A 20,098-nucleotide genomic window follows, 5' to 3' on the forward strand; every position below is an offset into this window, starting at 1 on the left:
GCAATTACTCATCATCAGGATCAAGACGGCGACGGCTGAGAATACGCAGCATGCGCCACAGCACCCACGCCAGCAGCACAATGCTGACGGCCGCCAGAATCGCCAATAGTATCGGATGGCTGGAGAGCGCAAACCAGATGCGCTCGAACCACGGCAGGTGGCCGACATAATAGATATCGCCAACCCGCAGGCTATTGACGCCGGATTCACGAATCACCGCCACCGAACCGAACATCGCCGCCCGTTTACCGCTGTCATTTAAGGCGTTTGTGAGCAGCTCGTTACCGCGTGGGCTATCGGCCATCAGGGCGATCACGCTGCGCTGATCGTTGTACGGCGACTGGAAGCCAATAATGGCCGCCATCGGCCCGGAAGAGGTGATGTCGGTTCGCGTATGCGGCGTGCGCGCGTCATCATCCGGATAGATGCTGGCCAGGTCATAATGACGCATCGGCGTTTTCACCCAGCTTTTGGTCGCCTCGACCAGTAGATTGATTTTGGTATCGTCTTTCAGCGACGGCGGAATAGCGCCAATCAGCATCAGATCGGCATCTTTGCCCTTAATCTGGTTGCCGTCGTCGGTCATCTGCACGTTGATAGCCGCCAGCCCGGTCTGCGCGCCGATGCCGCCTACCGCCTGCAGCAGCGTCTCAACCTGACCCGCATCAGGCGTTTTCGGCACCACGATTAGCGTCTGAGAAAGATCGGCCATGCGGGTATACGGGAAACCGGCATTAGCGAAGACGCGCAGATCCGGCATCGCCAGGAAGTGGTAATACTTCGAAAAGTCGATGGTGGAGTCATCGCCGATCACCACGTGGTTCTGCACCGGCTGGAAGGTAATACAGTTATCGATGTTGCCGCCGGGCATCGGGTTCATGTACTGAAAATCGAAGCGCAGCTGGTTCATCGCGCCAAGACGCAGCGCGGGTATGGTCACCTGGTTCTGGCCATCCAACAGCCCCTGCAGCACCGGCAGGCGTAAAATTAGCTTATTCACATCCTGCGAGCTATTGAGGCTAAACGACTGCAGGAACTGATCGTTAAGGCTGATATCCATCCGCGAGCTGTCTTTGATAGGCGGCATGGTATAGCGATATTTCAGATCCATATCGATGCCGTTGGCGCGAAGCAGGTATAGATCCGGCGGTAGATTCAGCGCCAGGTTAATCGAATCTGGCACCAGGCCGCTTGATTGCAGCTGCTGCTCATAGGTTTTCAGCTCGCCGAAAGTCACCGGTCTGTCGGTACGGACCCAGTTCGGCGCGTCATACGGCTGGCGCGCCTTCAACTCTTTCACGCCATCCACTACCACGCTATCGCCGCGGAACAGAATATTACCCTGGGCAATACCCTTCGCCGCCACCAGCAGGTCTTGATCGTTGCGACCGAAGATCACCAGCAGCTTGACGTACGGGTTGCTCGGGTGGTTGACCATTTCGATGGTCGGCGCTTTCACCGGCGGATGGTCGCGCAGGAAGTCCGGACGCTTATCGTTGGTGGCGAAGATGATAGCGTTGCGTTCCGGTATCTCATTGAAGTGGACCGGGAACTGCTGACCACGCCAGCCGGCCTTGCTGCCAAACCAGGAGGCGACAATCGCCGCCGCCTGCTGCTGTTTGACGTCAGGCGCAGCAGCAAAAACCATCGGCAACGTCAGCGGACGGTTGTCGCGCGAGTCGTAGAACGGTACCGGGAAGTGGGACAGGTCGTTACGTACCTGCAGCGACTGATAGGTTAAATCCAGCGAGCTCTCACGGCCGATATCAAGCCACAGCGTACTGCTGGCCGGGTTTTCGCAAACGTCGCGATAGTGGCCGACAAACTCCAGCCGCACGCGGTTAAAATCGGTGATATACAGTGGATCGACGGGGATCTGGGCGCTCACTTTTTTACCCAGTTGCTCTTTGGTGACCGGCAGTACGCCCATCAGCTCGTCGTTGAGATAAACCTTCAGCTGCGACTGCACCGGCAGCAGCGATGGCGACGGCGTGTAGTCAAGATTGAGCAGCGCTTTGGCGACCACTTCATCACTGCGCATGCCGAATTCCACGGCGCCCTCTGGGTGCGAACCGCGTAGCACCATACTCCCCGGCGGCGGCGCGATTTGCGCAAAAGTCAGCTTCACGTCGCGAGAGGGAATGTTGTCCGCCACCACCACCGGCGCGGCAGGATCGATAACCGCCGCCGTCGGCTGGCCATCGATAATCACCGGCGCTGGCTGGGCCGCACCCGTTGTGGCGGGAGCGTCGACCACCGCGGCATTCGGCGTCGCCGCCGGAGCCGAAAATGTTGCGAAGGGGTACCAGCTGCTCATTCCCACCGCCACTGCACAAATCAAGGAAAGTTTTCTTTTCATCGCATTATCATCATTGTTGAGCCATTGCTGGTTCTGCCGAAAGCACCGCCGCGGCGCGTTCGGGACGGCGCGGCAAAAACGATACAATCCAGGCCACCAGCGAGGTGAGCGAGCGGAAAATAACCTTCACCGACGGCGGCGAGAACTCCGCCAGGTGACGATATCCACGGAACCCCAGCTTGAGGATATCCAGCAGGCTTTCCATCGGCTTATCTTCCGGGAAGCTGTCCTGCCAAAGCGCCCACGTATCAGCGCGGGCAAACGTACACTGCACAAAATCAATATGTTGCTGGTTAGTCAGCGGCAGCAATTGCAGGCCGACTTCACCGCCGTTGACCCGCGCGACGCGAACCGGGAAGACGTATTCTTGCTGTCCGCGTTTGAGCAGCAAATTCACGTGTTGCCCTTCCAGTACCCGCGCGTCGCCGTGAATTTTTATCCCCAGGCCGCCGTCAGAGTAGTCATGAACGGTACAGGAGAACAGGTGGCCATCCGGGCGGGCAATCGCCGCCGGCATCGACATCTCTACGCGGTGCGAACGCCGCACCTGCTTGCTCTCCACCGACACCGCCACGGCGCCGCCGAGGATGATTAAGTTATAAAACACCCAGATGATGCTGACCCAGACGGTTAAAATTTCGTTCTCGGGTCCGTACATAAAGCGCCAGATGCCGACCGCCACGCCCACCAGATTAAGCAACACCAGATAAATATAGGGGCGTGAGATAACCCAATCGACATACTCATCTTTCACTAGTCCGCCTTTGGCGGTGACGTTGAACTTGCCTTTGTGCGGGTTAATCAGCGCGACGAAGGTCGGCGGCGCGATATACCATGCCAGCACCGTTTCGTAGATTTCACTCCAGAAGGAGTGGCGGTACTTGCCCTGGATCTTCGAGTTCGTCAGACTGGCATGGATCATATGCGGCAGCACGAACAGCGCGATCATAAGCGCCGGCGCATAGATGATATAGGCGTGTAACAGCAGGAATGCCAGCGGCGCGGTGAGGAAGATAAGCCGCGGGATACCGGACAAAAAGTGCAGCATCGCGTTGACGTAGCAGATACGCTGCGCCAGCTTCAACCCTTTACCAAACAGCGGGTTATCAAGACGGAAAATCTGCACCATTCCGCGCGCCCAGCGAATACGCTGGCCGATATGCGCCGACAAGCTTTCCGTCGCCAGCCCCGCCGCCTGCGGGATGCGCATATAGGCGGAGGTATGGCCACGACGATGCAGGCGCAGTGAGGTGTGGGCATCCTCGGTGACCGTCTCGACGGCGATACCGCCGATTTCATCCAGCGGACCGCGGCGAATGACCGCGCAGGATCCGCAGAAAAAGGTCGCATCCCACATATCGTTGCCGTCCTGCACCAGGCCGTAAAACAGCGTCCCTTCATTTGGCGTTTTACGAAAACGGCCCAGGTTGCGTTCGAACGGATCCGGCGAGAAAAAGTGGTGCGGCGTCTGCATCATCGCCAGCTTTTTATCCTTCAGGAACCAGCCCATGGTCATCTGCAGGAAGGAGCGGGTCGGCACGTGGTCGCAGTCGAAAATAGAGACGAACTCGCCCTTCGCATACTTCAACGCATTGTTGATATTACCGGCCTTGGCATGTTCGTGGCTGGTACGCGCGATGTAATGGACGCCGACATCTTTCGCGAACTGGCGAAACTCTTCGCGCCCGCCGTCATCAAGGATCCAGATATTGAGCTTATCCTTTGGCCAGTCGATACCCTGCGACGCGTAGATAGTATTTTTCACCACGCTAAGATCTTCGTTGTAGGTCGGGACGAAGATATCCACCGTCGGCCATTCGTTCATATCTTCCGGCAGCGGCACCGGCTGGCGATTGAGCGGCCACACCACCTGGAAATAGCCCAACACCAGCACAATCCAGGCGTAGGTTTCGGCAAACAGCAAAATCAACCCGCACACCAGGCTGACCGGATCGTTCCAGTTCAGCGTGGAGGTATAGCGCCACCAGATGTAGCGACAGGAAACGGTCAGCGACAACACGATCAACATCAGGGCGGAGAAACGCCCCGGAATACGCCGCACCAGCAGCGCGACGCCCCACAACAGCAGCAGGAAAATAAATTGCGACAGCGGGTTAAACGGCTGGGTGATACACAACAGCGCCAGAATCAGCGAGAAGAAGGTGATGGTACCCAGCACCAGCCGCCGCAGCTGTGGATGCAGGTGCTCAAGCTCTTTCTGCTTATCGAGATGGCCGGTACGGGTGTTGACCTTTTCCGGTAATTTTTCCATCCACTGCGCGTAGCGCCCGTGAACCCCTTCCAGCGCCGCCAGCGAGCGCCAGTTAATTTTTTTATCCGGTTCCGGCACCCGGGTCGCCAGTAGCCAGAGCGACTGCAGCAAATAGCGTATCGGATCTAACGGGCGTGGGCGATGCGGATTAATATGCGGAAAATAGTCGCCGTGGTGTTCGCGAATAGCTTGCCAGCGCGGCGTCTCAAGCGGCATTAACGCCCACGCCAACGACACCCACAGGCAACCGAGAAAAGCTGAAAGCACCGACGCGCCATGCTGACGATAGTCATCATAACGTGCGCTCAAGCGCTCGCCCACCGGCGGCACCAGCAGCAACGTACTCAGGCGGATCATGCCGCTCCCTCTCTGGCATAGTGCAGCAGACACCAGTTGGCCAGCGTCAGCACCTCTTCCGCCGCCAGCGAATCCTGGCGATATTCGCCAAGCGGCTGTTTAGCCGCCAGACATTCCGCCATCGCTTCATCGCGGTGAATCGTGACCGGCAGAATACGGCGCTGGCTTTCCAGCCACAGTTGATAGAGATCTTCCTGCAGCTGGCTGCCGACGCGCAGGTCGTTAATCAAAATATCCGCATTAGCAGGCAGCGCCTGCTGATGCAGGCGAATATGGCTGTTGCCGTCGGGATGCACAACCTGTAGAGCGCGATGGCAAACGTTCAGCAATTCGCGGGTAAGCGGAGAGTAGCCTTCGGGTATATCAATCAACAGCCAGCGGTGGCTCCCCTGCTGGTCGAGCAATTTGATTTGCTCCGCGATAGGTTCCAGCGTCGGACTGAACTTATCTACGTGCTCACGTTCGCCAGGCGTCAGGCGGCCAAACGGCAGAAGATCGATATGCGCGGTGTAGCGCAGCCCGGCGTCGCGCCAGTCACCTCCGTCAATCAACGAGCGCGCCCAGCCGTTGCGATGGTCGAAATCAACGTTGAAGAAAAAGCGCAGCATATTGTCCGGGCTGGCATCGACCACCAGCACGGTTTCACCGAGCAGCTGTAGCGCCCAGGCCAGTGCGGCGGTAATAGATGTGGTGCCTACGCCGCCGCGTATGCCTTGTAATCCCAGAATCGCCATCGACGGCTTCCTTACTTTTTCTCAGCTAATTCGGCCAACAGCGGCCAGCGTTGCAACGCCGCAGCGAGCTGTTCGCGTCGGGAAATGTCGTGGTAATCAATATCCGGCAGGGAAAATGCCCGGCTTAATGCCAGGAAATCATTTTGGAAGGTATATCCCAGCGTTGCATCGCCAGGTACCGTAGGGTCTTTTTCCGGCATTTCTCTGTCCATTCGAAAAACACATTATAAAACCAGGAAGTGGAAACCGCTCATCCCTAAAATTACGTGTACATGCTAAAACTGATGTCCTTTAATTTCAATGTTAGGTTTACTCTCACGCTTTCGCTAGTAAACTAATCATTGTAAATAGTGCACGCGAGGAACATCGTGGATATTGTATATACATTGGGTATTTCATCATTATGGGACGAAGTATGCCATATGCCCGTTGGCGGGGTATGGTGGCTTAATGTCGACCGCTATGCCGACGCCGTCAGCCTGCTGAATCAAACGCTGGAAAGCCAGGCTCCGGAAAGCAAGGTCGCCGCCATAATAATGGGTAAAAAACCTAATGAAGTCATATCATTAAAAAAATATCGCGGTCCTGATAAAATCGCACTATTCACGATGCCAGATCGCCCGGAAGGCCTGCAGGAGTTGCACCGCGACATACTTTGTTCTATGGAACCTGGCAACTATTTATTTATTCTGCTATGTACAGAAAATTCCTGGCAAAATATAAAAACCGAAGAATTACTCCATTGGGTAGAAAAATCTAATCGATGGGCCAAATACCATAACTGCTCTCTTATGGTACTTAATTCGGCTAATGATACCGACAAACAACTTTCTCCGTTATTACGCCAGTACCGCGCCCTTTCCGGGCTGGCGAGCATTCGTTATCAGGGCGATAGCCATCTATTTGATATCGCGTGGTGGGGCAGTGAGAAAGGTATTAGCGCGCAGCAGCAGCTGGTTATTTTACACGATGATGAAGGCTGGCGGCTGGCGCAGAGCGAAGAAGCGGCAGTGCAACCGCGTAGCGACGAAAAAATCGTCCTCAGTAATTTGCGCGTGCTGGAAGGGGCGCCTGCGCTTTCCGAATACTGGACGCTGTTCGAAACCAATGACGCCGTCTTTGAAGCCGGTCGTACCGCGCAGGCGGCCACCTTGCTATTTTCCATTACCCAAAATGAGCAAATAGAGCAGCTCGGACGCTATATCCATACCCTGCGTCGCCAGCGCGGCAGCGCCTTAAAAATCGTGGTACGTGAACAAACGCCGAGCCTGCGCGCCACCGATGAACGCTTGCTGTTAAGCAGCGGCGCCAACATGGTAATCCCCTGCAGCGCCGGGCTTTCTCGCTGCCTCACGCTTATTGAAAGCGTGCAAAAGCAGAAATTTACTCGCCACGTTCCGGAAGACTTCAACACGCTGTTGACCTGGAGCCGGCCGCTTAAACTTCGCGGTTATCAAAAGTGGGACGCCTTCTGTGAAGCAGTCAGCAATATCATGGCCAACACGCTGCTGCCGCCGGATAGCAAAGGGGTAATGGTGGCGCTGCGCCCCGCGCCGGGGCTACGTGTCGAACAGGCGTTAACCCTGTGTAAACCCAACCGCATGGGCGATATCGCGACGATCGGTAATAATCGATTAGTGCTGTTTTTATCGTTTTGCCGGGTAAATGACCTGGACACGGCGTTAAACCATATCTTCCCTTTACCGACCGGAGACATTTTCTCTAACCGTATGATTTGGTTTGAAGATAAGCAAATTTCCGCGGAAATCCTGTTGATGCGCGGCATATCTCCTGACAACTGGAACACGCCGCTGCCGATTACGGTGGGCAAAAACGAAGCCCTTAACGTTAAACACGATGGGCGCCAGTGGCGGCGAATCCCTGAACCCTGGCGACTCTCCACCGACGGAGAACCGCGGTCATGATGTCTATCGCCGATATCATTCAGCTGATCGTATTGTGCGCCCTGCTATTTTTCCCGCTGGGATACCTGACGCGCCATTATCAGCGCCGTATTCGCACCACTTTACGTTTGATGTTCTTTAAACCCCGTTTCGTGAAACCGGCCGGCGTACTGCGCCGGGAGAGCGCGACCAGGCAGGGCAAACCGAAAAAATGACCAAAGCAAAAACTACCGCTACGCCGCTTCCGCTGTGGCAGTACTGGCGCGGCCTGTCCGGCTGGAACTTCTATTTTCTCGTGAAGTTTGCCCTGCTGTGGGCGGGATACCTGAACTTCCATCCAATGCTCAACCTGGTGTTCCTCGCCTTTTTACTGGTGCCGATCCCCCGTGAAAAACTGCACCGGATACGCCACTGGATAGCGATTCCGCTCGGCTTTGCCCTGTTCTGGCATGACACCTGGTTACCGGGTCCGGAAAGCATCATGAGCCAGGGCTCGCAAATCGCCGGTTTCAGCGCCGATTACATCTGGGACCTGATCACCCGTTTTATTAACTGGAATATGGTCGGCGCCTTCTTTGTGCTGCTGGTGCTGTGGCTATTCATCAGCCAATGGCTGCGCGTTACCGTCTTCGTTTCGGCGATCATGGTCTGGCTGGTTATCAGCCCGCTGCTGCCCTCCTTTACTTTATGGCCCGCCGGCCAGCCGACCACCGCAGCGGCCACGCCGGCGGCAACGACCGGTGGAACGACAACAGCCGCGGCATCAACCAGCGCCGCCGCCAGCGGCGATATCCCGCCGCAGACCGAACCGCCAACCTCAGCTAACCTTAGCAATTGGCTGAAAACTTTCTATGCTTCTGAACAGAAAAGAAAAACACCGTTCCCGGATCAGCTGCCTGGGGATGCGCAGCCGTTCGATCTGCTGGTTATTAATATCTGTTCCCTGTCATGGTCAGACATTGAGGCTGCCGGGTTGATGGATCATCCGCTGTGGAAACATTTCGATATCCTCTTCAAAAACTTCAACTCCGCCACTTCCTACAGCGGCCCGGCAGCCGTTCGCCTGCTGCGCGCCAGCTGCGGCCAGCTATCGCATAACAACCTGTATCAGCCGTCTGGCAACGAGTGCTACCTGTTCGAAAATCTGGCCAAACTCGGCTTTACCCAACAGCTGATGCTGGGGCATAACGGCGTATTCGGCGACTTCCTCAAAGAGGTTCGCTCGCTCGGCGGCATGCAGAGTCCGCTGATGGATCAGAGCGGTTTGCCGGTAATCCTGCAAGGCTTCGACGGATCGCCGGTTTACGACGACCAGGCGACGCTCGATCGCTGGCTACAGTCTACCGAGAAGCTTAACACGCCCCGTACCGCGACCTTCTACAACACGCTGCCGCTGCACGATGGCAACCATTATCCCGGCCAAAGCAAAACGGCCGACTATAAGGCCCGCGCGCAGAAGTTCTTTGATGAGCTGGACGCCTTCTTCACCGAACTGGAAAAATCGGGGCGTAAAGTGATGGTGGTAGTGGTGCCGGAACACGGCGCCGCGCTGAAGGGGGATAAGATGCAGGTTTCCGGGCTGCGCGATATCCCAAGCCCGTCGATTACCAACGTACCTGCGGCGGTGAAATTCTTCGGCATGAAGGCTCCGCATCAGGGCGCCGCGGTGGAAATCACTCAGCCTTCCAGCTACCTCGCGGTTTCTGAACTGGTCGTGCGCGCCCTGGACGGTAAGATGTTTACCGAAGATAACGTCAACTGGCAGCAATACACCGCAAATCTGCCGCAGACCGCGGCGGTATCAGAAAACTCCAACGCCATTGTCATTCAGTATCAGGGCAAACCCTACGTGCAGCTAAACGGCGGCAGTTGGGTGCCGTATCCGCAGTAAAGACGAAAAAGGCCGCAGGAGAATTCCTGCGGCCTGTTCGGGCGCAAATTGCCAACGCAGCAGACTCACGCCCGCCGGTCCGTCACTTCTGGTTGTGCATCCAGCTGACGATAATGCTGACCACGATGCCAGCAATTATCGGCGCCGCCAGATCGTCCCATAAGATCAGACCTAACTGTGTGAGCGTCATAGAGCCGCCTGTATTGCAATGGCAACCGTTCGCGGCTATCTTTAACTTGTCTGGAGTTATGATAGCCCTCGTTCAGTTGCCTGGTTAACACCAGCAACGTGCGAGGGTTTTCTCTTTCCAGCAACTTATCTATGCCGCCGGGGTTCAAGCCCCCGCAACATTGCGCCTCACCGGGCGAACCCGGCTTGGCGTCAATTCTACTGCTCCGAGTCATCGCCTTCACCACGCCCTTTGGCAATCTGCGAGGCGCATTCCAGCTCTCCCCCGCAGAAATCATCACGCGACAACCCGCTTCCCATCACGCCCGCGCTTTCTCGGGATTCTCATCCTGATCAACGGCAAAGCAAGCCACCAGTTGGCCGCCGTAATCCTTAAGCTGCGGCTGAAGCTGGGTGCATGGGCCAAAGCGTCGGCGGCAGCGCGCATTGAAGGCGCAGCCCGGCGGCGGATTCAGCGGGCTCGGCAGTTCGCCGGTGAGCTTGATGCGCTCGCGTCGATCGTCCGGGTTCAGACGCGGCGTCGCTGACAACAGGGCCTGAGTATACGGATGACGCGGGTTATTAAAGATCTGGTCCTTGGTCCCCTTCTCCACGCAGCGGCCAAGATACATCACCATGACTTCATCAGCGATGTGCTCGACGACCGAGAGATCGTGGGAGATAAACACGTAGGACAAGCCTAAATCCTGCTGCAGGTCCATCATCAGGTTCAGCACCTGCGCACGTACCGAAACATCCAGCGCGGAAACCGGCTCATCGGCTATCACCACATCCGGATCCAGCATCAGTCCGCGGGCAATAGCGATACGCTGGCGCTGGCCGCCGGAGAACATATGCGGGTAGCGATCGTAATGTTCCGTTTTCAGGCCCACCTTCGCCATCATCGCCAGCGCTTTTTCACGCCGCTGCTCTTTGCTCAGGCTACTGTTGATCAACAGCGGCTCTTCCAGAATCTGCCCCACTTTTTTACGCGGGTTCAGCGAACCATATGGATTCTGAAACACAATCTGGATTTTTTGCCGCCGCAGCTTTTGCGCCTGTGGGTCGTGCTTGAGCAGATCCTGCCCCTGATAATACAGCTCGCCGCCGGTGGGAATTTCAATCATCGTCAGCAAACGACCCAGCGTCGATTTGCCGCATCCCGACTCACCCACCACCGCCAGCGTTTTACCGCGTTCAAGGGTAAAAGAGACGCCGTCCAGCGCTTTCACCAACCGTTCCGGAGCAAACAACCCTTTCTTCACCGGATAGTGTTTTTTCAGATCAATGGCCTGCAACAGCGGTTGTTGCGTGGCGGCCTTTTGCGTACTCATAATCCAGGCCTCCCGGCATCATCGAGTGGGTAGTGGCATTTTGACTGACGGCCGCCGTCGAGATCCGCGAGCGCGGGCTCTTCGCTCCGGCATTTATCCGTGGCATAGGGGCAGCGCGGGTTCAGCAGGCAGCCATTTGGGCGGTCATATTTCCCCGGAACAACCCCCGGTAGCGATGCGAGACGCGCCTTATCCTGGGCAAACTCTGGCAGCGCGCGCAGCAGCGCCTGGGTGTAAGGATGGCGCGGCGCGCGGAAGATATCTTTCGCATCCCCGGTCTCCACCACCTGACCCGCGTACATGACGATAATTTTATGCGCGGCTTCCGCCACCAGTGCCAGGTCATGGGTAATCAACACCAGCGCCATATTTTCTTGCTGCTGCAACTCCAGCAGCAGTTCGATAATCTGCGCCTGAATGGTCACATCCAGCGCGGTGGTCGGTTCATCGGCAATCAGCAGTTTTGGCCGGCAGGCGATAGCCATCGCGATCATCACGCGCTGGCTCATCCCACCGGAAAGCTGATGCGGGTAAACGTCCAACCGCGACGCCGGGTCAGGAATACCCACCAGGTTCAGCAGGTCGATCGCCCGTTGGCGGCGGGTTTGCTTATTGCCGCCCTGATGGACCTTAATCGCTTCCATTATCTGATAGCCGACGGTAAAGCACGGGTTGAGGCTGGTCATCGGATCCTGGAAGATCATTGCCACTTCCGCCCCCACCAGCTGACGCCGCTCTTTTTCCGAAATTCGCTGCAGATCGCGGCCGTTAAATTCCAGTTTGTCCGCCATCACCCGACCTGGGTAGTCAATCAGGCCCATAATCGCCAGCGAACTCACCGACTTACCGGAACCCGACTCGCCCACGATACCGACCACTTCGCCCTGCTTCACGCTATAGCTGATGCGGTCCACGGCGCGGAACGGCGCATTTTGCTCGCCGAAATGCACCGATAATTTATCTACATTTAATAACGCCATCTCGAACCTCTTACTGCTTCAGTTTGGGATCGAGCGCGTCACGCAGACCGTCACCCATCAGGTTAAATGCCAGCACCGTCAGCAGGATCGCCACGCCCGGGAAGGTCACCACCCACCAGGCGCTTTGTGCGAACTGCAATACGTCGGAAAGCATGGTGCCCCACTCAGGCGTCGGCGGCTGCGCGCCCATGCCGAGGAACCCCAGCGCTGCCATGTCGAGAATGGCGTTAGAGAAGCCCAGCGACGCCTGAACGATCAACGGCGCAAGACAGTTAGGGAGAATATTAACGAACATCTGGCGCATCGCGCCGGCGCCCGCTACGCGGGAAGCGGTCACGTAATCGCGGTGCACTTCCACCAGCACCGCCGCGCGCGTCAGACGCACATAGTGCGGTAGGGCAACGAAGGTGAGCGCCAGCGAAGCATTGACGATTGACGGCCCGAAGATAGCCACCAGCACCAACGCCAGCAGCAGGCTGGGCAGCGCCAGCATGATATCGACCACGCGCATGATGATGGAGTCCACCACCCCGCCGAAATAGCCAGCAACCAGCCCCAGCACTACGCCGAGGATCAGCGACAGCACTACCACCAGACAGCCCACCAGCAGCGACAGGCGCGCGCCGTACATCAGGCGCGAGAGAATATCGCGCCCCACGTCATCGGTGCCAAGCAGGTGCGCCATACTGCCGCCATCCTGCCAGAACGGCGGTGCCAGCAGCGAATCACGGAACTGATCCGCCGGGTTATAAGGGGCGAGAAAGTTGGCGAATACCGCGATGATAATCATCACCGCCACGTATACCAACCCGACGACTGCCCCTTTGTTGCGTTTGAAATAGTGCCAGAACTCCTGCAGCGGGGTCATTGGCACCGGCGCGGCGACAACTTTATTTTCTGTAATTTGTGACATGATGGCCCCTTACTTCTTATGCCGGATACGCGGGTTCACCACGCCGTACAGCAGGTCGACCAGCAGGTTGACGAGAATAATCATCGTCGCCACCAGCAGCACCCCGCCCTGCACAACTGGATAATCGCGGCGCTGTAGCGCATCGATAAGCCAGCGGCCTAAACCTGGCCACGAAAAAATCGTTTCGGTCAGAATGGCGCCTGCCAGCAGCGTGCCCACCTGCAGACCAATCACCGTAACCACCGGCAGCATCGCGTTGCGTAGCGCATGGATGACAATCACCCGCATGCGGGTTAACCCCTTAGCGCGAGCGGTACGGATGTAATCCTCGCCCAGCACTTCCAGCATCGACGATCGGGTCATACGCACGATCACCGCCAGCGGAATCGTACCCAGCACGATGGCGGGTAGGATCATATGCATTAAGGCATCGATAAAGTCGCCCTGTTCACCCCAGATGGCGGTGTCAATCAGCATAAAACCGGTCAGCGGCAGAGTATCGTCAAGGAATACCGTATCGCTGATACGCCCGGAGACCGGCGTCAGGTTCAACTGTACCGAAACCAGCATAATCAGCATCATGCCCCACCAGAAGATAGGCATCGAGTAGCCGGTCAGCGCCAGGCCTACGGCGGTATGGTCAAAGATGGAGCCGCGTTTTACCGCAGCCAGCACGCCCACCGGAATACCGACGGCGACGGCGAAAATCATCGCGCAGACGCCCAGTTCGAGGGTGGCCTTGAAGCGTGGCACAAACTCTTGCCACACGGGAATGCGGCTTTTCAGCGAGATCCCTAAATCACCGTGCAGTACGCCCCAAATATAATGGGCATATTGCTGCCACAGCGGCTTATCGAGGCCCATTTCGGCCAGCAGCTGCGCGTGACGTTCGGGGGAAATACCACGTTCGCCCGCCATAATCATCACCGGATCGCCGGGGATCATATGAACGAAGGCAAAGGTGAGAAGGGTAATACCGATAAATGTCGGGATGACGAGTCCCAAACGTCGGAGAATAAACTGCAACATAACCCGGATTCTCTCTAGTGACGCCAGGCCTGGTGACAAGGCGTCTGTATTGGTCACAAATGTATTCCCCGAATAGCGGGAATACGCCCCCCGCCTCTCCCACGCGGGGAGAGGGGGTCAGGCATCGTGCTTATTATTCGACAGAGACGTTATCGAAGTGGTGTTTGCCAAGCGGATCAACCACATAGCCTTTGACTTCTTTACGCACTGGCTCGTAAACGGTGGAGTGGGCGATGATCAGCGCCGGAGCCTGGTCATGCATCACTACCTGAGCCTGTTTGTACAGTTCAATACGCTTGTTGTGGTCGTCGGTGGCGCGTGCCGGTTGAATGAGGTCTTCAAACGGCTTGTAGCACCAGCGAGAGTAGTTAGAGCCGTCTTTCGCCGCAGCGCAGCTGAACAGGGTTGCGAAGAAGTTATCCGGATCCCCGTTGTCGCCGGTCCAGCCCATCATCACGGTCTGGTGTTCGCCCGCTTTCGCACGTTTCAGGTACTCGCCCCACTCATAGGTGACGATCTTGGCCTGTACGCCGACTTTCGCCCAGTCAGCCTGGATCATTTCAGCCATACGGCGCGCGTTCGGGTTATACGGACGCTGTACCGGCATTGCCCACAGGTCGATGGTGAAGCCTTTTTCCATGCCCGCTTCTTTCAGCAGCTGCTTCGCCTTTTCAGGATCGTAGGTGTAGTCTTTAACGTCATCGTTATAGCCCCACATGGTCGGCGGGATCAGGTTCTTCGCCGACTGGCCGGCGCCCTGATAAACGGCCTTGATGATCGCTTCTTTGTTCACCGCGTAGGTCAGCGCCTGGCGAACTTTGACGTTATCGAGCGGTTTTTTCTCGGTGTTGAAGGAGAGATAACCCACGTTCAGACCCGGCTGTTCCAGCAGGTTGATGTTTTTATCTTCCTTCATGCGCGCGATGTCAGCCGGGTTCGGATAAGGCATCACCTGGCATTCGTTTTTCTGCAGCTTGGCGTAGCGTACGGAAGCGTCCGGAGTGATGGAGAAGACCAGACGATCGATCTGCGGCTTGGTGCCCCAGTAGCCCGGGAAGGCTTTATACAGAATGCGCGAGTCTTTTTGGTACTGCAGCAGCTGGAATGGGCCAGTGCCGATTGGGTTAAGGTCTACTTTTTCCGGGGTGCCGGCTTTCAGCATGTTGTCGGCATATTCTTTCGACAGGATAGAAGCAAAGTCCATCGCCAGGTCAGCGAGGAACGGCGCTTCCGGGCGAGTCAGCACGAACTGGACGGTATTATCGTCCACTTTCTTCACTTCGCTAATCAGGTCCTGCAGGCCCATCCCTTCGAAGTACTCATAGCTGCCGCCAGAGACTTTATGGTACGGGTTTTTGTCATTTTTCTGACGGTCGAAGGAGAACACCACATCGTCGGCATTCAGATCGCGCGTCGGTTTAAAATCTTTATTATCCTGCCACTTCACGCCTTTACGCAGGTGGAAAGTATAGGTTTTACCATCCTCGCTGACATCCCACTTCTCAGCCAGGCCAGGAATAACTTCGGTCGTACCGGTTTTGAATTCAACCAGGCGGTTGTAAATAGGTACCGAGCTGGCGTCATAGGTGGTACCAGAGGTGAATAGCTGTGGGTTAAAGCCTTCCGGCGAACCTTCAGAACAATAAACCAGGGTTTTAGCTTGTACGCTTGCGGCGACGGTCATGGCGACCAGGCTCAGACCAAGCTTCAGCATCCCTGACTTTTTCAAGGAAATACTCATTATTCTGCTCCAAAACTGTGATGTTGTTTGCATATAGCCGCCAGACCTTTATTTATTTTTTACCCGGTCTGGTCGGTGGTGCCCGAAGGCGTTGAGAGAGATGGGGATTCCGTTCGCTAAAACGACTGAGTTGCAGTACGGATTCTCCATGAAATGCCCCTCATGCCGTACAATCTGTCAACAGAATGGAGAAACGTCAATACAGCTCACCGGGTTTTGCGTCAGGGGTGAGAATCGGTGGGCAAAGATTAAAAAAACTTGATGGCGCTATTTTCAGCAGAGAAATTTATGCTACCGGCAATAAACCAGAATAAAGCCCTTAATAGTTTGCAACATCTGGTGATAAACAATTCTTAAAAATGGTGAAAATTTCTTCCCATGTGGCCATTATGTGAGCGATTAATAGCGCGAACGTTAAAACGCACAGCGGAAAATGCTGTACTTAGTCATAAGCTTCGCGAAAAAAGATCTATTCATCGATAAAAAAAAGCAATGGAAGATGTCACAAAACAGCGAACAGCTGGCGAGATGCGCGGGGAAATGCGATTTTTGTGATTCTGACAAGGTTTTCACCCCGGCTTGCGCTGCGCTTAGCCGGGCTACCGGGCTGGTTATGCGCTGTGCGAATGTAGCCCTGATAAGGCGCTTGCGCCGCGATCAGGGAAGCGCTCGAGTCGAACCTCTGCCCCCGGAGGTTCTCATCCTCTTCGGGCCACAGATGCACAAAAGCCTGCTCGTTGAGCAGGCTTTTCGAATTTGGTCGGTGATAGAGGATGACTCGCCACTTCGTGGCTCGCCCTACGGGCCGTTGCTGACGCAACGTTCTCTCGCTACGCTCGAGTCGAACCTCTGCCCCCGGAGGTTCTCATCCTCTTCGGGTCGCAGATGCAAAAAAGCCTGCTCATTGAGCAGGCTTTTCGAATTTGGTCGGTGATAGAGGATTCGAACCTCCGACCCCTTCGTCCCGAACGAAGTGCGCTACCAGGCTGCGCCAATCACCGAATGCGGGGCGCATCTTACTGCTGGGATGCACACCCGTCAATGCCTTATTAGCAAAAAATCAATCAAGCGGCGAGAATCTCGCCACTGCAGCTATTCTTTCACCGCTTTCTTCGAAGCCGGCACGCGACACCAATTGTTGTTTTCATTAATCCCGCCGTCCGGCGAGGTATAACCAAGACAACCCATAATGGTGTCATACAGCTCAACGTGACGGTGCGGAGCCTTCGTTGCCGCCTGCTGCTTGAGACGCGCAAAGGAGGCGGCATGGTCCGGGTTCGCCAGATACTTATCCGACATCCAGACCATCATCGGCACGCGGAACTGTTCCGGCGGTGCCATCATACGCGGCGTACCATGCAGATGTTCGTGTTCATTAATCGACTCGCCGTGATCGGCGGCGTAGAACACGATAGCCTTTTTATCACGCAGTTGGTCCAGCACGCTGACGATAAAGTGATCCACGTAGGTGACGCTATTATCGTAAGAGTTTATCAACTCGGCCTTCGAACATTTGCTGTCCACGCCGATACACTCCGGTTTCCATTGCGCGAAGCTGCGCGGATACCGCTGGGTGTAGTTAAAATGCGATCCCTTGGTATGCAGGATAATCAAGCGCTTGCCATCAGGATTTTGCTCCATACCGCGCTTCATCTCATCGACCAGCAGCATATCATCCACGTTCTTGCCGCGGTTGCGCGGCTCGGCGCCGATCTGCTCGCGATAGGCGATATTGTTGGCCATCGTATTGCTGTAGAACCACATCTCGCTCTGCATGGCGTACAGGTCGCCGGCAAAACCTAGCTGGTGCAGAACAGCGAACACATTCTGCTCTTTCAACGTCCGCTGCGGATTATCATCCGCCCCGCCCTCACGCACAAACATACAGCGCAACGACAGCTTGGTGGCGGTATCGCAAGAGGTGCCGCGGAAAGCGACAAGATTCTTCTCTTGCGCCAGCTTCGGCGTGGTATTGCGGTTATAGCCGAGTATACCCATATGATCCCAGCGGGTGGTCTCGCCGATGATAAACACCACATAAGTATCATCAAGATCCTGCGGCGCCACGTAGGTGAATTTTTTCGCCGGATTAATCAATGATTTATTATCAGACGACTCATCCACCTGCGCCCAGGCGTACAGCCCGAGCGCCGACAGCCAGTTAGAAGGCAGATACGAGTTGGCAATGACGCCGCCGTAGCTTGGCATATCGACTTCAGAGTTGCGCTCGATATCATGCTGACGTAGCTCAAGCAGGCGAATCGGCCCCCAGACCATCAACCCGGCCAGCACGACTATCAGGATATTTTTCACCCGCTGACCCGGCGTTTTGACCTGTTGCAGCAGCGTCTTACGGCAGCGGTTGCTCCAGATAAGAAGGAGCGGCAACACGCTAACCGCGGCCAGCCAGAGGATCAGATGCCAGCCGATAACCTCTTTCGAAAGGTCAATATCGGTGGTCATCACCGAAGCGATTATGCCGTAGCCAATCACCACATTGAGGAAAGTCATGTAATAACTTGCCCCAGCGGAAAACAGCACCACCAGCGTGGCTAAGATGCGCCAGACCCGACGGCCAAATAACGAGAGCAGACGCAGCAGGAAGAAGGTGACCAGCACCGTCGCCACCAGTTCCACCACTCCGGACAACCCTTTCCAGACGGTAAACTCTTGAGCGTAACCATCGAAACGACGGAAAAACACCGCGGCGTTCATAAACCAGCCGATGTACAGCGCAAGCCAAAAACTCAGCTTCTGCTGCGACATCGTTTTAATGTATTTCATGCAAGCAAACCTGGGAAACGAAGAGATAAAACCGCCCTGATTAAAACGATATAAACAGGAAGATTAATTAAGTGCGTCTGGGTTGGTTATCGGAAACCTCTACAAAGCGCGCTAAGTAGACCACAGCAAATGGGAAAAGTATCCGCGAGGAATGTGATTCAGCCAGATATTTACAAAATATCTGGCTGGTAAGGCATTATTCGCTTAGGAAGGGCGATGCTATCAGGCGTGCGCCTGGTGGTAAATTTCGCTTTTCGGCTGACGAATGGTAGTGGAAAGCGCCAGCGACAAAATCAGCAGAGCGAAGATGACGCAGAAGGTGACGTAGAAGCCGCCGAACACAGAGGCAATCAGCGAACCGCAAATACTACCGATACCGAAGCCGAGATAAATCACGCCGTAGTTTTTCGCCAGGTTATTGAGGCCAAAGAACTCGCTTACCAGCGACGGGAAGACGGTAATGGTGCCGCCGAAGTTAAAGGCCACACAGGCAATCGCCGCAAAGAAGGTCATCGCATTTAGCGGCGCGAACAGCAGGGCCGCCATACCAACCAGGGAGACCACTTGACCGATGGTAATCACGCGGATACGGGAGATTTTGTCGGACAGGATACCCAGCACCAGGCGGCCGCTCAGGTTAGCGATAGAAATCACGGTAACCGCATTCGCCGCCGTCGCCACGTCGAGATGCACCATGCCCTGCGCGATATCTTTTGCTACACCAATCACATACAGACCGCTCATGCAGGCCGTCAGGAACATCACCGCCAGCATCCAGTACTGCGGTTTACGCATGGATTCAGCAAGGGTGAAATCATTTTCGACAACGCCGTTGGCGGTAGTGGTCGCGGGATGATTCGGCGCATCTTTCATCATGGTGGCGCCAAAGACGATCATCACCAGTACGATAGCGCCCCAGATAACAAACGTTTTTTCCAGCCCGACCGTCGCCAGCAGGTGACTATCGATAAATTTAAAACCGAGGCTGCCAAGGCCATAAGCGCCAATTGAGAAGGCGGAAATCAGACCTTTACGCTCGGGGAACCACTTCACGCAGTTCGACAACGTCAGCAGATAGCCCGCGCCGTCCGCCAGACCGACCAGCAGGCCGGCGCTCAACCACAGCATCATCAGGCTGTTGGCATGGGCTGTGAGGAAAAAGCCGACGCCAAGCAGGATGCCGGATGCCATGGTGACGCGTTTCACGCCAAAGCGTTCCTGCAATTTACCGGCAACGGAAGAGGATAACGCCAGCCCAAGACTTAACAGGCCGAAGGAAAATGCCACCTGGCTTACTGGCTCGTCCAATTTGCTGGCCAGAGAACTATTAAACAAACTCCATGTATAAACCGATCCCAGAGCGAATTGCGTAATGATCGTGCCAATCAGCGTGAGCCAACGGGTATATTGAGTGTTTGCAGCGTTCATAGCAGATGTCCTGAAGGATTAACTGCCGCCACAATAACCAAATCCCCAAATCCGGTGGGGGAAAACGGCATGAACTGCCATCAATGAGGAATGAAATGCATTTATGGCGGAATGAATGACATTGCAAAACATTCATTCCCTAAATTTCACTCAAAAAGTTAGTGTGCGCTACCTCACAGAAACGCGCCGTTACTGAGATTTAAC

The 20,098-nt window shown here is 55.7% G+C and carries 15 protein-coding genes, 1 tRNA gene and 1 other RNA gene; 3 read left to right on the top strand and 14 right to left on the bottom strand.

Annotation, left to right across the window (positions count from 1 at the left end):
* Nucleotides 1-4: 4 nt before the first annotated feature.
* From bcsB to bcsR, 4 genes are read right to left on the bottom strand one after another with little or no spacing between them, the layout of a single operon-like run.
* Nucleotides 5-2,359, bottom strand: coding sequence for a cellulose biosynthesis cyclic di-GMP-binding regulatory protein BcsB (gene bcsB, locus PGR09_RS15360; protein ID WP_045390806.1), 2,355 nt, complete (start codon nucleotides 2,357-2,359; stop codon nucleotides 5-7).
* A 10-nt stretch (nucleotides 2,360-2,369) separates the two neighbouring features.
* Nucleotides 2,370-4,988, bottom strand: a complete 2,619-nt coding sequence (gene bcsA, locus PGR09_RS15365; protein WP_315711808.1) for a UDP-forming cellulose synthase catalytic subunit — start codon at nucleotides 4,986-4,988, stop codon at nucleotides 2,370-2,372.
* Nucleotides 4,985-5,722 carry a cellulose biosynthesis protein BcsQ gene (bcsQ, locus tag PGR09_RS15370; protein ID WP_047047797.1) on the bottom strand — a complete coding sequence of 246 codons (738 nt, stop codon included), beginning with the start codon at nucleotides 5,720-5,722 and terminating at the stop codon, nucleotides 4,985-4,987. The genes bcsA and bcsQ overlap by 4 nt, the downstream gene beginning before the upstream one ends.
* Nucleotides 5,723-5,733: 11 nt before the next feature.
* Nucleotides 5,734-5,922: a cellulose biosynthesis protein BcsR gene (gene bcsR, locus PGR09_RS15375; RefSeq protein WP_045390797.1), complete on the bottom strand. Its 189-nt coding sequence runs from the start codon at nucleotides 5,920-5,922 to the stop codon at nucleotides 5,734-5,736.
* 168 nt (nucleotides 5,923-6,090) lie between these two features.
* On the opposite strand from bcsR, the gene bcsE reads away from it, so the two are divergent.
* From bcsE to bcsG, 3 genes are read left to right on the top strand one after another with little or no spacing between them, the layout of a single operon-like run.
* Nucleotides 6,091-7,647, top strand: a complete 1,557-nt coding sequence (gene bcsE, locus PGR09_RS15380; RefSeq protein ID WP_315711811.1) for a cellulose biosynthesis protein BcsE — start codon at nucleotides 6,091-6,093, stop codon at nucleotides 7,645-7,647.
* Nucleotides 7,644-7,841 (top strand): cellulose biosynthesis protein BcsF, encoded by a 198-nt coding sequence (gene bcsF, locus PGR09_RS15385; protein ID WP_045390791.1) that lies wholly within the window; start codon nucleotides 7,644-7,646, stop codon nucleotides 7,839-7,841. The genes bcsE and bcsF overlap by 4 nt, the downstream gene beginning before the upstream one ends.
* The gene (gene bcsG / locus PGR09_RS15390) at nucleotides 7,838-9,517 is read left to right on the top strand and encodes a cellulose biosynthesis protein BcsG (protein WP_047047789.1); all 1,680 of its coding nucleotides are present in this window, start codon (nucleotides 7,838-7,840) and stop codon (nucleotides 9,515-9,517) included. The genes bcsF and bcsG overlap by 4 nt, the downstream gene beginning before the upstream one ends.
* Nucleotides 9,518-9,599: 82 nt before the next feature.
* On the opposite strand, the gene PGR09_RS15395 is transcribed toward bcsG, so the two are convergent.
* The 10 genes from PGR09_RS15395 to PGR09_RS15440 form a co-directional block, all read right to left on the bottom strand.
* On the bottom strand, nucleotides 9,600-9,707 hold the full coding sequence (locus PGR09_RS15395) for a type I toxin-antitoxin system toxin Ldr family protein (protein WP_015703763.1): 108 nt from the start codon (nucleotides 9,705-9,707) through the stop codon (nucleotides 9,600-9,602).
* A 298-nt stretch (nucleotides 9,708-10,005) separates the two neighbouring features.
* Nucleotides 10,006-11,019 carry a dipeptide ABC transporter ATP-binding subunit DppF gene (dppF, locus tag PGR09_RS15400; protein WP_015369233.1) on the bottom strand — a complete coding sequence of 338 codons (1,014 nt, stop codon included), beginning with the start codon at nucleotides 11,017-11,019 and terminating at the stop codon, nucleotides 10,006-10,008.
* Entirely contained in the window at nucleotides 11,016-11,999 is a 984-nt protein-coding gene (dppD, locus tag PGR09_RS15405) for a dipeptide ABC transporter ATP-binding protein (protein WP_045390786.1), read from the bottom strand. The genes dppF and dppD overlap by 4 nt, the downstream gene beginning before the upstream one ends.
* Nucleotides 12,000-12,009: 10 nt before the next feature.
* The gene (dppC, locus tag PGR09_RS15410) at nucleotides 12,010-12,912 is read right to left on the bottom strand and encodes a dipeptide ABC transporter permease DppC (protein ID WP_045390783.1); all 903 of its coding nucleotides are present in this window, start codon (nucleotides 12,910-12,912) and stop codon (nucleotides 12,010-12,012) included.
* A 9-nt stretch (nucleotides 12,913-12,921) separates the two neighbouring features.
* Nucleotides 12,922-13,941 carry a dipeptide ABC transporter permease DppB gene (gene dppB / locus PGR09_RS15415; RefSeq protein WP_002921786.1) on the bottom strand — a complete coding sequence of 340 codons (1,020 nt, stop codon included), beginning with the start codon at nucleotides 13,939-13,941 and terminating at the stop codon, nucleotides 12,922-12,924.
* A gap of 133 nt (nucleotides 13,942-14,074) precedes the next feature.
* Nucleotides 14,075-15,682, bottom strand: coding sequence for a dipeptide ABC transporter periplasmic-binding protein DppA (gene dppA / locus PGR09_RS15420; protein WP_047047780.1), 1,608 nt, complete (start codon nucleotides 15,680-15,682; stop codon nucleotides 14,075-14,077).
* Nucleotides 15,683-16,439: 757 nt separating this feature from the next.
* Nucleotides 16,440-16,572, bottom strand: a non-coding RNA gene (locus tag PGR09_RS15425) — RtT sRNA.
* 34 nt (nucleotides 16,573-16,606) lie between these two features.
* A tRNA-Pro gene (locus PGR09_RS15430) sits at nucleotides 16,607-16,683 on the bottom strand.
* A gap of 91 nt (nucleotides 16,684-16,774) precedes the next feature.
* Nucleotides 16,775-18,466 (bottom strand): kdo(2)-lipid A phosphoethanolamine 7''-transferase, encoded by a 1,692-nt coding sequence (gene eptB, locus PGR09_RS15435; protein WP_045390774.1) that lies wholly within the window; start codon nucleotides 18,464-18,466, stop codon nucleotides 16,775-16,777.
* Between the two features lie 222 nt (nucleotides 18,467-18,688).
* The gene (locus PGR09_RS15440) at nucleotides 18,689-19,894 is read right to left on the bottom strand and encodes an L-lactate MFS transporter (protein WP_045390772.1); all 1,206 of its coding nucleotides are present in this window, start codon (nucleotides 19,892-19,894) and stop codon (nucleotides 18,689-18,691) included.
* Nucleotides 19,895-20,098 lie beyond the last annotated feature (204 nt).

Origin of the sequence: Klebsiella sp. 141251, from assembly GCF_050600725.1 — a bacterium.
Classification (GTDB): domain Bacteria; phylum Pseudomonadota; class Gammaproteobacteria; order Enterobacterales; family Enterobacteriaceae; genus Klebsiella; species Klebsiella aerogenes.

Coding starts and splice junctions, on each gene's coding strand:
- bcsB (WP_045390806.1), bottom strand. CDS start 2,359: ATGAAAAGAAAACTTTCCTTGATTTGTGCAGTGGCGGTGGGAATGAGC.
- bcsA (WP_315711808.1), bottom strand. CDS start 4,988: ATGATCCGCCTGAGTACGTTGCTGCTGGTGCCGCCGGTGGGCGAGCGC.
- bcsQ (WP_047047797.1), bottom strand. CDS start 5,722: ATGGCGATTCTGGGATTACAAGGCATACGCGGCGGCGTAGGCACCACA.
- bcsR (WP_045390797.1), bottom strand. CDS start 5,922: ATGCCGGAAAAAGACCCTACGGTACCTGGCGATGCAACGCTGGGATAT.
- bcsF (WP_045390791.1), top strand. CDS start 7,644: ATGATGTCTATCGCCGATATCATTCAGCTGATCGTATTGTGCGCCCTG.
- bcsG (WP_047047789.1), top strand. CDS start 7,838: ATGACCAAAGCAAAAACTACCGCTACGCCGCTTCCGCTGTGGCAGTAC.
- PGR09_RS15395 (WP_015703763.1), bottom strand. CDS start 9,707: ATGACGCTCACACAGTTAGGTCTGATCTTATGGGACGATCTGGCGGCG.
- dppF (WP_015369233.1), bottom strand. CDS start 11,019: ATGAGTACGCAAAAGGCCGCCACGCAACAACCGCTGTTGCAGGCCATT.
- dppD (WP_045390786.1), bottom strand. CDS start 11,999: ATGGCGTTATTAAATGTAGATAAATTATCGGTGCATTTCGGCGAGCAA.
- dppC (WP_045390783.1), bottom strand. CDS start 12,912: ATGTCACAAATTACAGAAAATAAAGTTGTCGCCGCGCCGGTGCCAATG.
- dppB (WP_002921786.1), bottom strand. CDS start 13,941: ATGTTGCAGTTTATTCTCCGACGTTTGGGACTCGTCATCCCGACATTT.
- dppA (WP_047047780.1), bottom strand. CDS start 15,682: ATGAGTATTTCCTTGAAAAAGTCAGGGATGCTGAAGCTTGGTCTGAGC.
- eptB (WP_045390774.1), bottom strand. CDS start 18,466: ATGAAATACATTAAAACGATGTCGCAGCAGAAGCTGAGTTTTTGGCTT.
- PGR09_RS15440 (WP_045390772.1), bottom strand. CDS start 19,894: ATGAACGCTGCAAACACTCAATATACCCGTTGGCTCACGCTGATTGGC.